The organism is Citrobacter amalonaticus (assembly GCF_018252635.1).
In the GTDB taxonomy this organism is placed as follows: domain Bacteria; phylum Pseudomonadota; class Gammaproteobacteria; order Enterobacterales; family Enterobacteriaceae; genus Citrobacter_A; species Citrobacter_A amalonaticus_E.
Genome location: NZ_JAGTXM010000001.1, coordinates 425,398 through 441,225 on the forward strand (window position 1 = coordinate 425,398; position 15,828 = coordinate 441,225).

Sequence of the window (15,828 nt, forward strand, 5' to 3'; positions counted from 1 at the left end):
GCACACAGCGGACAAGATAATTGAGCTGAAGATCCGCTCTGAGCGAAAAGCGGACGTCAAAATGAGAGCGACAGGGAAGTTCTGCCACATTAAACATTAAATCCCTGTTGTGAACCCGATGCCTGATGTATGTATGATGTATTTTTCCCGTTATCACAGAGAGTGCGTAATGTCTTACAGTCTTGGGGTGTTAGCCGGTATGGGGCCTCGTTCCACCGCGCCTTTTATCGATATGTTGGTGGATGAGTGCCAAAAGCAATACGGGGCAAGATTCGATATCGACTATCCCAAAATGCATATTATTTCCTTGCCGACTCCTTTTTTCCCTGACCGGGTAGTTGACGATGCTGCAATGTCCGCGGCATTGCGCGATGGCATTAGCAATCTGGTAAAAGCCGGGGTCAATCTGATCGTGGTTCCCTGCAATGTGGCACACTGCTACTTTACTGAAATGCAGGAGGCTAGCGCTGGCATTCCTGTCCTGCACATTGCCGACTGCGCGCTTGAACGTCTGCCATCCGAAACGGAGAATATCGCCGTGATTGCTACTGAGGCTACGCTTGATGCGGGTTTTTATCAGCAGCGTCTACATCTAATGGGAAAGCGCTGTGTCTCTTCTGACCCATTGCGCGCTATCACTACACGCTTGATAGCGCTGATTAAGCAAAACGGATTTACCTATCCTGAAGTGATAACGCAGTGGCGAAACCTGATTTCTCTGGCGCAGGAAGCTGGCGCCCAGGCGCTGATTATTGCCTGTACGGACATCAGCCCCTTACTTGAAAGCCATCCTCAGCAGCATCTGTCGATTGTTGATACAGCATCAAGTTTGGCTGAAGCGGCAATTCGCAGTTTTGCGAAGACGAGGTCAGCTCAGTAGCTGCATTTACCATAACGATCATTTGCCGCACCGCAGCAGGGGTCCTCAGCGCGATCCTGCGGTTCCAGCACCTTTCCCCTGTCCGGCCCCTGAAAAATGCCCCTGATGATTTTGACGCGTCTGCATGGCTATGCAGTGAGATCTGTTCTGCAGGGATAAGTGCGTGCACATGTTGGAAACGTCCGCTTCTGGCACAAAGCGGAAAAGGTCACTGAGCTGAGGGTCTGCTGTGAGCGAGGAGCGGACATTGATTTAACTGGATTATAAGGAGCTTCAAATATTACTGGCGCAACTTTCTGGGATGCTTACAGCCATAGTTAGCATTTTAACCAAGGTTCTGGACTATGGCTAACCCGTCAGTTAAATTCGTTCCCGACCTGTCGTTCTCTCCCTGGCAGGGGCCGCTTATTTCCGTGTTATGTTTTAAGGATAATTCATGAGTAATCGAGCGCAATCGTTTTCTAGTCAATTGCTAATTACCATAATTTCTATATTCTTAGGGTCATTTCTTTTTGCTGGGATATTAGAAAACTACAAAAAGGACCAAGGTCTTCAAGAGGAACTTATAAAGGATTACTACAGACCAATGAGGGAATTACAAAGTTCTTGTTCATCTTCACACAATGAACTTTTTCTAAAATATGGAGAGTTATCTGGTTCTTATCAACTTATGTTTAATGAAGTAGTACATATGATGGTGACCCCTGATTCCAAATTAGGTCAGAATTATGAAGCTATTCCAATGTCAATTATCAAAGCAAATGCGGATTTAAAAAAGACAGTTGAAGACCTCGAAGTGACGGTAAAAAAATGCAAAGCCGATTTATTTCTCAAATATGAAGAGATTGCATTAGCTACTGGTTCATACCCAGAATTTATGAGGTTAGCAAAAAAATACACAAGCGAGATTAATGTTATCTATTCAGAAAGACAAAAAAAAGCTAGTGGGAATATAGAAAACATAGACCCAAATCAACTAATGCCATTAATGCGAGAATTTATCGCTATAGATCTGTCCATCGATAAAAATAGATCTATGTTGATCAAGGAAATGGAGAGGGTATTTAATCCGGTAATGCAAAATTATTTAATAATTGAAGAGCATGAGCAGTTAATATTTGAAAAAGATAATGATTTTTTTCGAAGTCTTCATGAACTGTATGCAATGAAAATTAGTGAAAAGCATTCAAGTGGATTTATCAGTTGGGTGTTTTAAAATATAATATATCGTAATCCACTACGAGCTTTCAGTATCGGGCGCAGTAAACCTGAGCCGGTTGTTGATGTGCAAGATATAGTGCAACCTGCTGCCTATAAATTAGCACATTACTCCGTTAGCAATGCCCGCTTCTGACTACTCCGTGCCAGAAGCGGGTATCCTGCTTATTGACTGAAGTGAGTGTTAGCAATGACTGCTTCGGGCACGAATCGGACATTTTTCACTTCTGGACCGCACAATATTTTTTACATGTTAATCTAAAATTCCAAATTATTTCAGACAGATATTATCTCAGTGAATCCCCGCCTTCCTTACTGGATCCGGGATTTTTAATTTTTCACGCTGAGACTACTGTATGAATAAACCTGACGGCCTTCAGGCCCTTGAACAACCGCTCGCGTCGCTTCCGCACACGCTTCGCCAGCTTATTCTTAAACGTATCCAGAACCTGACCCACTACGAGCCGTTGATTGGCATCATGGGCAAAAGTGGTGCTGGTAAATCCTCTCTTTGCAACAAATTATTCCGGGGCGAGGTGTCGCCGGTGAGTGACGTGAACGCGTGTACTCGCGACGTATTGCGCTTCCGGTTACGTAGCGGGCGTCACAGTCTGGTAATTGTCGATTTACCGGGTGTAGGTGAAAACGGGCGGCGGGATCATGAGTACCGAGCCCTGTACCGTCGTATGCTGCCGGAGCTGGACCTGGTGTTGTGGGTCATTAAGGCCGATGATCGGGCATTGACCGTGGACGAGCAGTTCTGGCACGGTGTGATGCAACCTTACAGGCAAAAGGTACTGTTTGTGATTAACCAGGCCGACAAAATCGAACCCTGTCATGAATGGGATAGCGTGATCGGCACGCCTTCGCCACAACAACAGGTAAATCTTAAAGCGAAGCAGGCTGCAATTATGGCAATGTTTAAACCGCATCATCCGGTCTGTGTGGTGTCCGCCAGCACTGGATGGGGCATTGAGGATATGGTGGCAAACATGATGTGTTGTCTGCCTGACCGCGCCACCAGCCCGGTGGTGACACAACTGCAAGGGAGACTCTGCACAGAGCCGGTAAAGTCGCAGGCCCGTGACAGTTTCGGTGAAGCTGTGAGCCGGGTTTTTGATACGACTGAGTCATCGTCGTTCCTGCCTGCATCGCTGAAAACGGTGATTCGTACCGTGCGTGATGTGGTGGTGTCCGTCGCCCGTGCCGTCTGGGATTGGATTTTCTTCTGAAACCAGACTTTATACTCCTCCCGGTCAACCGTGGGCATGAGCCTCATTCCCAGACCCACTTCTTTTAATCAGAATGCTCCGTTGCTCCCGCTTCGTGGCACCGGATACCTGAGTCCCTGTTCTGTCACACATTTTCCCCGAAATGGATGACAAGTCTCGCTCTTATTAATAGAATATAACGATCGATATCTATTTTATCGATCGTTATTATCGATCGGTATCTAAAGGCATCTGTTCAGTCTGCAGCGCGCCAGGTACGCCGTTGCGGGCGCTGACTCCGGATTTTCTGAAATGGCTAAGGAATGAAAAATGAAAGTGAGGTTTGCAGTTTTTGCGCTGGTCTTCAGCGTCAGTTTCAGTACCGCGGCCCGGGAACGGGCCGATATTCCGGCGAACACTATCTGGTCGTTTAAGGACCCTGGTGGTCGGGTGTTATGGGATGTCTGTGGTGGAAAACAAAGCTCCTGCACCATCGTGTTGGCGGCAACGAACAGGGTAGCCATCGTTAATCGTCAATCCACTAACGGCTGCGCCCTGGGGGATTTTTACGTAGTGGGTAAACCCGAAAAAGCCTGGAACCAGTACGACACGGGGACCTGCAGCAGCAATGCTTACTTCAGTCAGGGGACCATGAACAACGGGCAGTACCGGACTATCGATGTCCGTCTCAACGGGGAACTGGTAAAACGATTCCCGGTGGAATACTGGTCGATGGTGAAATCCTTTTCGGGTAGCAACCGGCCAAAATGGAAGGACAAAACGACAGACAGATAAGAGCGTTGATGAAATTAATTAAGGTTGTCCGGGTTCCCGGTGCGCTTCAGCGCGCCCTGACGGATTCCCTCCCTCTGATGTTAATGAAAGGAAATCACTTATGCGTTTATCTCATGCCGCCCTGGCGGTCGTTATGCTGGCCTCAGCCTCCGTTGCACAGGCCATCCCCAATATGTGGAGCAGCGGCTTCGCTCAGGGTGTGGCCGAATACATCATTACCAGCCCGGAGAAAGTGGTCTTTAATCTTAACTGCACTACCAGCCCCGATGAGCAGAATGTGCTGCAGCACAGCGTATACCTGACCCTGCCCGACGGTACCTTGCTGAATTCTCACGATGACGGAACCGACATCACCGTGGTGATGAATGACAGCCAGTATCCGTTACCGTCATCCCTGGGCTGGCGAAACGGTGACAATGCCTGGGTGTCATTTATTGACGCACTGGGGCAGGCAGCAAATTTCGATGTTTATGTCAGCGATAAAAAAGTAGGCACTTTCAGTCCGGGTCTGAAGAATACGCAAAAAGAACTGTCTGACCTCAGTGAATGCCGGACCACACACTACAGCGATTAATTATTCACACTTCAGACCTCTCCAGCCCGCTACGCACCAACACCAGATAGCAACAGGCCATGCTCCTTCGGGAACATGGCCTTTTTTGTTTTTATTTCATTATCAGATAAGGAGTTAGCCATGCGATTAGCCAGCCGCTTTGGCCGTATAAACCAGATACGCCGTGACCGGCCTCTGACCCCCGAAGAGCTGATGAGTCATGTTCCCAGCGTGTTCGGGAGTGACAAACATGAATCTCGTTCAGACCGTTATACCTACATCCCGACCATCACCATCCTCGAAAGCCTGCAGCGTGAAGGCTTTGAGCCGTTCTTTGCCTGCCAGACGAAGGTCCGGGACCAGAGAAAGCGGGAGCACACCAAACACATGCTTCGCCTGCGTCGTGCCGGTCAACTGACCGGACATCAGGTGCCGGAAATCATTCTGCTTAACAGCCATGACGGCTCATCAAGCTACCAGATGTTGCCGGGGCTGTTTCGAGGCGTCTGTACCAACGGTCTGGTCTGCGGTCAGTCATTTGGAGAAGTGCGGGTACCGCATAAAGGGAATGTTGTTGAGAAGGTAATTGAAGGGGCTTACGAAGTGCTCGGCGTATTTGACCGGGTAGAGGAGAAACGCGATGCAATGCAGTCACTGGCGTTGCCAGCTCCGGCCCGTCACGCGCTGGCGAATGCCGCACTGAAGTATCGCTTTGGTGAGGACCACCAGCCGGTCGCGGTATCGCAGTTGCTGACCCCACGTCGCCGGGAGGACTACAGCGATGATCTGTGGACCGTTTACCAGCGCGTGCAGGAGAACCTGATGAAAGGTGGTCTGTCAGGGCGAACCGCTCAGGGGAAAAGCAGCCGCACCCGTGCCATTACCGGTATTGATGGTGACGTGAAGCTCAATCGCGCCCTGTGGGTTATGGCAGAAAATATGCTCGAATTTTTCGGACGTTAAACAACCGTTCCGGCATAAGGAGATAGTTTAATGAATACACAAAATCATCAGTTCGCGAAGCATACCGCAATTACTGCCTCAGTGGTCCCGGACGAGTTACGCATCGGCTTCTGGCCGCAGCACTTTGGCTCCATCCCGCAATGGATAACCCTTGAACCTCGCATTTTCGCCTGGATGGACCGCCTGTGTACCGATTATCACGGCGGTATCTGGAGCTTTTTGACGCTCAGCAATGGCGGCGCTTTTATGGCTCCTGAGTCAGAGCACGATGAGAAGTGGCATTGTTCAACAGTATGAACGGCAACGGCGCGGAACTTACTGGCGAAGCCGCAGGGATAGTCGCCTGTCTGATGACATACAGCCACCACGCTTGTCGCACCGAGTGTGACGCGATGACTGAGCACTATTATCGCTTACGAGACTTCGCGTTGAACCATCCAGAGTGCAGCGCCATTATGTATCTCATCGACTGAGGAATGCCTGACATGAGTACCGCATTATCCCCGGTGTCAACGCAGCCTGAACTCTTTCCGCTGGCGGTTACGACCCAGCATAGTTGCCTGCTCCCAGCGACATCCAGATTGATACCCTATGCCCAACGGACCATCCGCCGGGCTATCAACCTGCTGGATAAATATCTGCGCCAGCCTGGAATAGCCTTTACCTCAAGTACTGCTGCCCGTGACTGGCTTCGGTTACAGCTGGCCGGACAGGAGCGGGAAGTGTTTATGGTGCTCTATCTCGATAACCAGCACTGTTTACTGGAGAGCGAAACGCTGTTTGCCGGTTCGATTAACCATGTCCAGGTCCATCCCCGTGAAGTAGTGAAGTCAGCACTTCGCTTCAATGCTGCAGCTGTCGTACTGGCGCATAACCATCCATCCGGTGACCCGGAGCCCAGCCAATGCGATCGCAACATTACGGGCAGACTTAAAGATGCCCTGGCACTTGTTGATGTGAACACGCTCGACCATCTGGTTATCGGCTCAGGTGGCATTGTGTCGTTTGCTGAGCGAGGCTGGATATGAGGGCACTTCAATGAAATCTACTGACTCAGAGAACGATTCATTTCTAAAATGGGGACTGAATCGTAATGTGACACCTTGCTTTGGCGCTCGTCTGGTACAGGAGGGAAACCAACTGCACTATCTGGCTGACCGGGTCAGCATTATCGGTGAATTCAGTAACGCAGAATCTTTGAAGTTGGATGAAGTATTCCCACGTTTTATCAGCCAGATGGAATCGATGTTGACCACTAGTGAAATGAATCCTCGCTATGCCCACTGCGTCACCCTGTACCACAACGGTTTCACCTGCGAAGCCGATACACTTGGCAGTTGCGGCTATGTATACATCGCCGTTTACCCCACTCAACGTTAACTAACTCCACAAGAGCAAATATGAAAACTCTACCTGCAACAACTCCGCAGGCGGCGACGCTATGTCTATCGCCCGTGGCAGTGTGGCAAATGCTGCTTGCACGCCTGCTGGAACAACATTATGGCCTGACACTCAACGACACACCATTCAGTGATGAAACGGTAATTCAGGAACATATCGATGCCGGTATAACTTTGGCCGATGCTGTTAACTTTTTGGTAGAAAAGTACGAACTGGTTCGTATCGATCGCAGGGGATTCAACTGGCAGGAACAGTCCCCATATCTGCGGGCAGTCGATATTCTGCGGGCGCGGCAGGCAACTGGTTTATTGAAAAGAAATCGTATTAGCGCGGCACAGTGAACATTGGGAATAACCTTTCTGATTCACACTGCAGCTTTCCTTACTTATTTACTCATTCCAAAAAGCACCTGCCGATGCTGGTTGGTGCTTTTACTTATATGGACGAAATATCATGCAAATAGAAGCTGTAATTTTTACTGGGCACATTATCGCAAGTACAATCCGAGAATGCTGGGCCGTCGTTGTTGATGGTTTTGACGCATGCGGCGAACAATCTTATGATCCAGCTTAATTTCTTTTCCTCATGAAGGGACGGCTATGGGCAATAGAATGTGGATGATCCGCGGTGACGGCGGCAAGCTCTATGACGATTTTCGCGATAAGCAAATTGTAGGTATCGGCTGGTCTCAGCTGGCTCCATTAGTCAAACCCGGCCTGTCCCGAGCCCAGCTACTCGCCTTATACCAGGAAGCAGACCCTTTAACGAAGCTGGGAACAGCCCGTTCTGGAGCATCGCAGGTCTGGCGTTTTGTTAATGAGATCCAAAAGGGTGATTGGGTTATTACCTATTCGCCAGCCAACCGTACTTATCTGCTAGGTAAGGTTACATCTGATTTCCAGTACCACCCCGGATGGGTAGAAGAGGGGATGGGAATCGCTCGACAGGTTAAATGGAATACTGAAGAAATCGATCGCGATCGATTGTCTGTTGCTACCAAAAACACATTGGGCTCCACGCTGACGGTTTTCCAGCTTCCAGAATATGCTCTAGAAGAGCTTTTGCAGGATAAGAAACCCACTGCAGATGTAATTACTCAGAATCCAATTGTGATAGATGAAGATGAGGTCGTTTCTGATCCGCTCCGCGATATGGAAATGCTGGCGTTTGAGGGTATCAAAGACCGCATCAACTCTCTTGATTGGGACGAGATGCAAAATCTGGTTGCTGGAGTTTTGCGCAGTATGGGCTATAAAACGCAGGTGTCACCAGCGGGAGCCGATCGGGGTAAAGATATCATTGCTTCACCTGATGGATTCGGCTTTGAAAATCCACGTATTATCGTTGAGGTAAAACATCGCAGGGAGCAAATGGGAAGCCAACAGATCCGTAGCTTTATTGGCGGTCGCCATAAAGACGATCGCGGGCTTTATGTCAGTACCGGTGGTTTTACAAAAGATGCTCGCTATGAGGCCGATCGTTCGACGATACCACTGACGCTCTGGACGCTTGATGATCTCGTCCGTGCTCTTATTGAGAACTATGAGCAAGTCGATATCGAGACCAAACTTTTGGTGCCTCTGAAGAAAACTTTCCTACCTGCCTGAATCTTGCTTTGGCTGCCATATCGGTGTTCTATTGGTATGGCTTTATACCCACTTGCAATGTCTATTTTTTGTACGGTTCTTAACTTGTGGGTACAAGTGCGGGTATAAATATTTATCCCTGTTTATAAACTACATTGATATCAGTCTATTAGGTGTGAAATTCGAGTCCGGCCTTCGCACTCAAAAGCGACTTTTGTACCTTAAAAACGTGCCACACAAGGTTTGCGTTTCAACAATAACCAGCCGCATGCATGAACATATCCACGAACATCAACTCATTTAATACGGCAATATCCACAGACTGTCCACCCAACGGAACTCCCTTCATCAACAACGCGTTGCAGACTGTATCGTCATAAGCCAGCGTGAGATATTTTCCGCCAGTTCATCGTTCCTGAAGAGGGCGCTGCCGGATATCACGCGATCGACGCCGCTGGCAATGATCTCCGGGAGTTCTTCCAGGGTTAGCGAACCATCAACGGCCAGAAGAATAGAATCTCGTTTCCCGGACGCATTAAGTAATGCGACAACCTGAGCGATGCGCCTTAGCAAGGCTGACCTGCTGAGCTTGCTACCGTAACCAGGATTCACCGCCAGTATTTGCACGATCTCAACGTCTTCAATAACCGGCAGAATGTGTTCCAGTGGTGTTGCCGGGCACAGGCTAATCCCTCGCAACACCGGCATCGTACCACCGGAGACCTCCGCATTTTGCTCACCCAGCCAATGGAGCATATGGTGCAAATGCGGCGTGTTTTCTACCTGCAACGTGACGCAGTGCGCGCCCGCGTTTACGCTTGCCTGCACGACGGGCCAGGGATTATCCACCATCAGGTGAACATCCTTAATTATCTGCGCTGGCAATTGCGCGATTGCCCAGGGACCGACGGTGAACTGAGGGCAAAAATGCCCGTCCATCAGATCCAGATGAAGAACGGGTTGTTCAAGTGCGCGAAGCGTTTGCAAGTACTCACCGAGTCTGAGCCACTGGCCGGCAAGAATACCGATGCTTAACGGGTAACGCTTCATCAACGATACGCACTCTGCGCGATTCAAACTGGAAAAGGGACGGTTCATTTTTGAGATCCTTATGGCATCAATCCATTGAAGACACGTTTTTTTCGTGGGCAGCTCATCAGCGATTCCAGTTTTTCAACGCAGGCGAGGTAGTGGGGCGTTGTTTTATGGAACGCAACGGCGGCTTCATCCTTATAGGCTTCATAAATATAAAAACGGCTCTTCACTTCCGGATCCTGCAATACATCGAAGCGGAGATTCCCCTCTTCACGCACAGACCCCAGATGATTGAGGCGAAACACGTCGATAAATTCGTCGACTTTATCGTCGTGGACGTTAATTTCCACCAGAGTGACATGCATACTGTTCTCCTTGAAACGCATGGGCCCGCCTGGCAGGCCCATGACTTTTTAGTTTTTCTCGCTCAGATAGAGTTCATACGCGCGGTCTGCGGTTTCATTACGATGTACCACCGCATGGACGGCCTTCATCATGGCGACAGGGTGATCGGACTGGAAGATGTTACGTCCCATATCAACACCGGAAGCCCCCTGGTCGATGGCCTGCCAGCACATCTCAAGCGCTTCGCGTTCCGGTAATTTTTTACCACCGGCGATAACAATCGGGACCGGACAACCTGCGGCGATACGCTCAAAACCTTTATCGACATAGTAGGTCTTGATGATCTGCGCTCCCATCTCTGCGGCGATACGGGTGGCGAGTGAGAAGTAGCGCTGATCGCGTACCATGTCTTTCCCCACGCCGGTTACTGCCATCGTCGGCATACCGACTTTGATGCCAGCATCGATCAACTGAATGATATTTTTGATCGACTGGTGCTCGTACTCACTGCCGATATACACCTGCGCCGCCACGGCGCAGCTATTGAGACGAACCGCATCATCAATGGAGAGCGCGACCGCCTCATTGCTTAACTCGGTGAGAATCGAGTTAGCGCCCGAGGCGCGCAGGACCACCGGCTTGTTGGTAGCGGGCGGTACCACGCTGCGCAGGATGCCGCGTGTGCACATCAGCACATCAGCGAGCGGGAACAGGGGGGCGATATTGATATCAATACGCTCCAGCCCTGTCGTCGGTCCCTGAAAATAGCCATGGTCAAACGCCAGCATGACCGTTCTTCCCGTCTCAGGATTAAAAATGCGCGACAGTCGGGACTGCATCCCCCAGTCAAGTGCGCCGCACCCCTTCAGTGTGAACGGGGTATTGCGTTGCGGCGTATCGGTATGGAAATCCTTACCATCTTTGATGTCATCTAAATCAGCCATTTTTTACTCCACGGTTAAGGAATGAAACTCAGAAATCGTATTTGTCGATGTTCTCTTTCGTGAACACCACGCGCTCAGGCAGAAGCACAATGCCATTGCCCTTCGCTTCGTAGCTGTAGCCCTGTACGCTGTTCGGCGAGACTTCAACCTGGCCCACACCCGGAATGTCCAGTTTGTCGCCCGTATTCATGTCGCCTTTTTTCAGCAGCGCATCAGCGACGTACACGGAGATCTTCCCTTGCTGGACCACGTCCCAGAGACCAAACTCTTTCACCGTGCCGCGTTCAACATAAGGGCGCATTACGTTTGGCGTGCTGAAGCCGACAATCGCCACGCTGGTGTTTTTCAGGTTCTCAGCAGCCTGTGCGGCAGCGGGAAGGGCGTTGGCATCCGGCGCGATGATGGCGTCGAGATCGGCATAAGCCTTAATAATGCCTTCTGCGGTTTGCAGCGATTTGGTAGCGTCGTTATAACCAAACTGAGTGGTGACAACTTCCCAGCCCGGATGATCTTTGGCAATCTTATCTTTGGCCTCTTTCACCCACTGGTTCTGATCGGTTACGGTCGGGCTGGAGTAGAAGAAGGCCACTTTAGCTTTCTCTTTTTTGACCTGATTTGCGGCCATATCAACCAACATGCCGCCTAACTGGGCAGGCGTGCCCTGGTTGATGTAGTACGAACGGCATTCCGGTTTGGTGTCAGAATCCCAGGTCAGCACCTTCACGCCGCGCTGCATGGCACGCTTTAACGCCGGGCATAAGCCATCAGGCGACACGGCGGAAACCACAATCGCCTTATACCCCTGGTTGACGAAGTTATTGATGAGCTGAACCTGACCGGAGACGCTGGGCTCCGTCGGGCCATCATAGGTGACATCGACGCCCAGCGCTTTGCCGGCTTCCAGGGCGCCGTTGCCGCCACTGGTAAAGAATCCCACGCCAACCAGTTTCGGGATAAACGCGATTCGCTCTGCGGCATAAGCATTGAGGGTGAACGCCGCCAGGCTAAGGGTACTGATTACGGCAATTTTTTTAATGCTCTGAATAGTCATGTACTTTTCCTTTAGGGCAATGGGTTTTAGGCCTGCCGGATAGCGCGACGACGCGCCAGCCAGTCTTTAATTTGCTGACGATGCAGGCTGACAGAACGACCTACGACAACGACAATAAGCAATGCGCCGGAGAGGGCGCTGGATACCTGATTGGGCACGCCAGCCATCTGCAATCCCTGCTGCAGATAGCCCACCAACAGCGCGGCGATGGCGGTACCGAGAATTGACCCGGAGCCGCCGTAGATATTGGCGCCGCCCAGGACGACCGCCGTAATGGCTGGCATCAGGAAGGAGGCACCCAGATCGGAGCGCGCAGAGCCAAAGTAAGAGACCAACAGCACCGCCGCGATCGCTGATGCAAACCCGGTCATCGCGTACAGCGCGTACAGCGTCCGGTTCACCGGGATAGCGCTATACAGTGCCACGCGGGGGCTTTGCCCAATCAGGAAGACATTTCGTCCAGCGTGGGTTCGGTGCATCAGTAACCAGAAAAAGAGCACGCTGACGAGAAAGAAGATCAGGGGTACGGGCAGGCCCAGCACATCGAGGTTGGCAAAATCGGTGAAGCCCTGCGGGAAGCCGCCGATACCTTCATAACCGGTCGCGCCCGCCATCCCCGACAGCAGCAGCGCGCTACCGCCGAACAGGTATAACGTCCCCAGGGTGATCACCAGCGGGTTCACACCCGTGTAGATAATCAACCCGGCGTTGATCAATCCGCACAGCGCGCCCAGCGCGAGCGTCAGGATAATGGCCAGCGGCAGCGGTACGCCCGCCTGGAACATCACCCCCAGCGCGATGGCGCACAGCCCCATCGTCGAGCCAAAGGAGATATCAATCCCGCCGCTGACGATCACCATGGTTAAGGGCAGAGCGACAATGCCAATGCAGATAAAGTCGCTGGTGCTGAACAGCAGGACGTTCAAATCCAGCAGGCGCGGGTTCAGCACGCCGAATCCCAGAATTTCAATCACCAGTAGCGCAGCGAGCGCCAGTTCCCAGCCGTAACGGTGTAAACGAGTCATCAGGCAACCTCACGTTTTTTGGCAGTGCGCACAGTGTCCGCAGTGTTTTTTGCCGACGGACGCGGTTGGGGCGGCGGCGTGAAGCGGGCATATTTTTGCCGGCGGATATTGCGTTCCAGCGCACAGCGCAAGCGACCGTCAAATACCAGCACCGCCAGCAGGACCAGACCGGCAATAAAGTCATTCCACCACGCCGGAATGCGCAGCAGGACCAGTACGCTGTCGATTTGCGTCAGGAAATAGGCGCCGAGTACGGCACCAACGATCGTCCCGGAGCCGCCCAGCAGGCTGATTCCCCCGAGTACGCAGGCGGCAATGGCTTTCATTTCCAGCCCGGTTCCTGTCTGATTAGGGATAAAGCCAATCTGTGAGGCAAAGACGATCCCGGCCAGCGCTGCCATGCAGCCATTGAGCGAGAAGGCCAGAATCCGAATGGCTTCGGTACGCACACCCAGTTGCCGCGCGCCCTGTAAATTATCCCCGGTGGCATAAAAACAGCGACCAAAGGCCGTTTTTGCCAACAGCCAGGCCATCAGCAACATCAGCAGAAGGGTCAGCCAGCCGATGGCGGAGATACCGAGGAAAACCGGGGCAGAGAGTTGCTTAAGTTGCGCTGGTAATCCTTCAATCCATTTACCGCCCGTCCAGAGCAGCATGACGCCGCGATACAGACCGAGCGTACCCAGGGTGGCGACAATCGCCGGGATTTTCAGCCAGGCAACCAGCACGCCATTAATAAAACCTGCCAGCAGTCCCAGTAGCAGCGTCGCCACGCAGGCCACCGGCAAGGGGTATCCCGCATTCAGCAACAGCCCCAACAGCACGGCGCACATCCCGGTGATTGAACCGACCGACACGTCAATGTTGCGTGTCAGCATCACCAGCGTTGCGCCCATCGCCAGCAGCATGAGAATTTGGGCGCTGCTGAAGATCATCGTCAGCGTCTGAACGCTGAGGTACTGGCTGTCCAGCATCCCCGGCAGCACGAACAGCAGCAGCACGGCTAACAGTGCGGTGGCCTCGCGGTTATTCTGGATGAATTTCAGCATGACGCCTCCCCGGAATGCGGTATAGTCCCTGACGTGCGGTCGCCAAACGCTACGTGCATGATGGTGTCGACATTAATCTCGTCGCCTTGCAGAGCATCGTTACCCGTTTCCCCCTGGTGCATGACGTAAACGCGATCGGCCATCTGTTCTATCTCCTCCAGGTCAGACGAGATGAACAGCACCGCGACATTCTGCGCCGCAATACTGCGGAGCAACTGATAGATGTCGTTACGGGCCGAGACGTCCACACCACGCGTCGGCTCATCCACAATCAGCACCTGCGGTGAGGCTTCAAGGCATTTGGCGATCAGGATTTTTTGCTGATTACCGCCAGAGAGCGTGCGGGCAGGCTGCTCAGGATCGTTGAGCTTGATATTGAGCGCGCGGCGATAACGTTCGAGCGTGGCGCTGTCTTTGGCCGGATTAGCCCAGAAACCGCTGTGGTTATGGGTTAACGCACACACATTCCACGCCAGCGATGCATCCAGATTCAGCCCCGACGACTGTCGATCCTCCGGCAAATAGACCAGACCGTGTTGCAGACGCTCGCGCGTGGAAAGCGCGGAAATATCCTTGCCGCCGAGCACGATGCTTCCGGCACGCAACGGGCGTAACCCGTAAAGCGTTTCGGCAAGTTCAGTGCGCCCGGCGCCGACCAGACCCGCCAGACCTAAAATTTCCCCAGCGCGAACCTCGAAGCTGACGTTCATAAACCCTTCACCGGTCAGATTCTCGAGGCTCAACACCGGCGTGCCCGCATCGTGCTGCGGACGGTTGCCAGGCAGTTCCAGCCACAGTTTCTGTGTCGCACTTAGCGCATTCGTGCGTGAGGCGGGCGTGATGGCCTGGATAATCTCGTCAGTGGTCAGTTCCGCCGTTTTCCCGGAAAGCGCGATGATGCCATCCCGCATTACGCTAATGTGATCCGCTATCTGGCGTATCTCTGGCAGCTTGTGGGAGATAAAGACGATCCCAACACCAGTACTCAGCAATTCACGCAGGCGGCTGAATAAACGCTCGGTTTCCGCAGGCGTCAGTGAGGCGGTGGGTTCATCGAGGATCAAAATTCGCGAATCGCGCATCAGCCCGCGCATGATTTCGACCATTTGCCGGTCGGCCACATCCAGTGACCCCGCCGGGCTGTTGATATCAAACTGGCAGCCCAGCGCGGTCAGCATCGCCGCCATTTTTTGCGCCGAGCTCTGGTGTTTGGGCAAACCAAAGAGAATGTTCTCTTTAACCGTCAGGCTGGGGAAGAGCAGCGGCTCCTGCGGCACAAGGTAGATGCCTAACTGATGCGCCAGGATGGGCGTCAGTTTTGTGCAGCGGGATCCCTCAATCTCAATGATCCCGCTATCCGCCGGAGTAATGCCGGCGATGATTTTCATCAGCGTGGATTTCCCGGCGCCATTTCCCCCCAGGAGCGCATGGACTTCGCCTTTGCGTAAGACAAAGTCAATGCCTTTCAGTACGTTGACACCAGAGTACTGCTTACAGACAGACTGTGCGCTGAGCAGTGGTGCGATCTTTTCTTGACTCATTTGCATGCCACCTCCGTTCGGCCTGGGTAGAATCAGGTTGAACAAATGTATTGTGCGATTCGAATTGTTCATAACCTTATGACCTAACTGCTCATAAAACCGACGAATAGATCACGTTTCATGCTAAAATGATCGTAAAAATTAAATTTGTTCAAATTAAACCCCCTAAAACGTGGGTTGAATCACAGTTATTAACGACCAATGAATGAACAATTGTGTTCAGAAATTCGA

General features: G+C 51.9%; 17 protein-coding genes and 1 pseudogene. 11 read left to right on the plus strand and 7 right to left on the minus strand.

Features of this window, described 5'->3' with window-relative positions:
• Positions 1-169 precede the first annotated feature (169 nt).
• The 11 genes and pseudogenes from KE671_RS01940 to KE671_RS01990 all read left to right on the plus strand — a co-directional run bounded on the left by KE671_RS01940 (position 170) and on the right by KE671_RS01990 (position 8,628).
• A complete protein-coding gene (locus KE671_RS01940; RefSeq protein WP_206161476.1) occupies positions 170-880 on the plus strand; it encodes an aspartate/glutamate racemase family protein in 711 nt (236 codons plus the stop codon).
• A 436-nt stretch (positions 881-1,316) separates the two neighbouring features.
• A complete protein-coding gene (locus KE671_RS01945; protein ID WP_054176800.1) occupies positions 1,317-2,096 on the plus strand; it encodes a hypothetical protein in 780 nt (259 codons plus the stop codon).
• Between the two features lie 358 nt (positions 2,097-2,454).
• On the plus strand, positions 2,455-3,330 hold the full coding sequence (locus KE671_RS01950; protein WP_206161477.1) for a GTPase family protein: 876 nt from the start codon (positions 2,455-2,457) through the stop codon (positions 3,328-3,330).
• A 309-nt stretch (positions 3,331-3,639) separates the two neighbouring features.
• Positions 3,640-4,104 carry a hypothetical protein gene (locus tag KE671_RS01955; protein ID WP_206161478.1) on the plus strand — a complete coding sequence of 155 codons (465 nt, stop codon included), beginning with the start codon at positions 3,640-3,642 and terminating at the stop codon, positions 4,102-4,104.
• 100 nt (positions 4,105-4,204) lie between these two features.
• Positions 4,205-4,678, plus strand: a complete 474-nt coding sequence (locus KE671_RS01960) for a hypothetical protein (RefSeq protein ID WP_206161479.1) — start codon at positions 4,205-4,207, stop codon at positions 4,676-4,678.
• Between the two features lie 120 nt (positions 4,679-4,798).
• Positions 4,799-5,620, plus strand: a complete 822-nt coding sequence (locus tag KE671_RS01965) for a DUF932 domain-containing protein (protein ID WP_206161480.1) — start codon at positions 4,799-4,801, stop codon at positions 5,618-5,620.
• Between the two features lie 30 nt (positions 5,621-5,650).
• Positions 5,651-6,093 (plus strand): annotated as a pseudogene (locus KE671_RS01970) (antirestriction protein).
• Between the two features lie 12 nt (positions 6,094-6,105).
• Complete coding sequence (gene radC / locus KE671_RS01975) at positions 6,106-6,648, plus strand: RadC family protein (protein WP_206161481.1); 543 nt, start codon at positions 6,106-6,108, stop codon at positions 6,646-6,648.
• Between the two features lie 10 nt (positions 6,649-6,658).
• Entirely contained in the window at positions 6,659-7,000 is a 342-nt protein-coding gene (locus KE671_RS01980) for a type IV toxin-antitoxin system YeeU family antitoxin (protein ID WP_206161482.1), read from the plus strand.
• 20 nt (positions 7,001-7,020) lie between these two features.
• Entirely contained in the window at positions 7,021-7,362 is a 342-nt protein-coding gene (locus KE671_RS01985) for a TA system toxin CbtA family protein (protein ID WP_032728834.1), read from the plus strand.
• A 258-nt stretch (positions 7,363-7,620) separates the two neighbouring features.
• Positions 7,621-8,628: a restriction endonuclease gene (locus tag KE671_RS01990; protein WP_206161483.1), complete on the plus strand. Its 1,008-nt coding sequence runs from the start codon at positions 7,621-7,623 to the stop codon at positions 8,626-8,628.
• 327 nt (positions 8,629-8,955) lie between these two features.
• On the opposite strand, the gene KE671_RS01995 is transcribed toward KE671_RS01990, so the two are convergent.
• The 7 genes from KE671_RS01995 to lsrA are packed head-to-tail and all read right to left on the minus strand — an operon-like array spanning position 8,956 to position 15,603.
• Positions 8,956-9,705, minus strand: coding sequence for an epimerase (locus KE671_RS01995; protein WP_206161484.1), 750 nt, complete (start codon positions 9,703-9,705; stop codon positions 8,956-8,958).
• An 11-nt stretch (positions 9,706-9,716) separates the two neighbouring features.
• Positions 9,717-10,007, minus strand: a complete 291-nt coding sequence (gene lsrG / locus KE671_RS02000) for a (4S)-4-hydroxy-5-phosphonooxypentane-2,3-dione isomerase (RefSeq protein ID WP_044264508.1) — start codon at positions 10,005-10,007, stop codon at positions 9,717-9,719.
• 48 nt (positions 10,008-10,055) lie between these two features.
• Complete coding sequence (gene lsrF / locus KE671_RS02005; RefSeq protein ID WP_046487278.1) at positions 10,056-10,931, minus strand: 3-hydroxy-5-phosphonooxypentane-2,4-dione thiolase; 876 nt, start codon at positions 10,929-10,931, stop codon at positions 10,056-10,058.
• 28 nt (positions 10,932-10,959) lie between these two features.
• Positions 10,960-11,982 carry an autoinducer 2 ABC transporter substrate-binding protein LsrB gene (gene lsrB / locus KE671_RS02010; protein WP_206161485.1) on the minus strand — a complete coding sequence of 341 codons (1,023 nt, stop codon included), beginning with the start codon at positions 11,980-11,982 and terminating at the stop codon, positions 10,960-10,962.
• A 26-nt stretch (positions 11,983-12,008) separates the two neighbouring features.
• A complete protein-coding gene (gene lsrD / locus KE671_RS02015; protein ID WP_206161486.1) occupies positions 12,009-13,007 on the minus strand; it encodes an autoinducer 2 ABC transporter permease LsrD in 999 nt (332 codons plus the stop codon).
• Positions 13,007-14,056, minus strand: a complete 1,050-nt coding sequence (gene lsrC, locus KE671_RS02020) for an autoinducer 2 ABC transporter permease LsrC (protein ID WP_206161487.1) — start codon at positions 14,054-14,056, stop codon at positions 13,007-13,009. Before lsrC ends, lsrD begins: the two co-directional genes overlap by 1 nt.
• A complete protein-coding gene (lsrA, locus tag KE671_RS02025) occupies positions 14,050-15,603 on the minus strand; it encodes an autoinducer 2 ABC transporter ATP-binding protein LsrA (protein ID WP_206161488.1) in 1,554 nt (517 codons plus the stop codon). The genes lsrC and lsrA overlap by 7 nt, the downstream gene beginning before the upstream one ends.
• Positions 15,604-15,828: the final 225 nt, after the last annotated feature.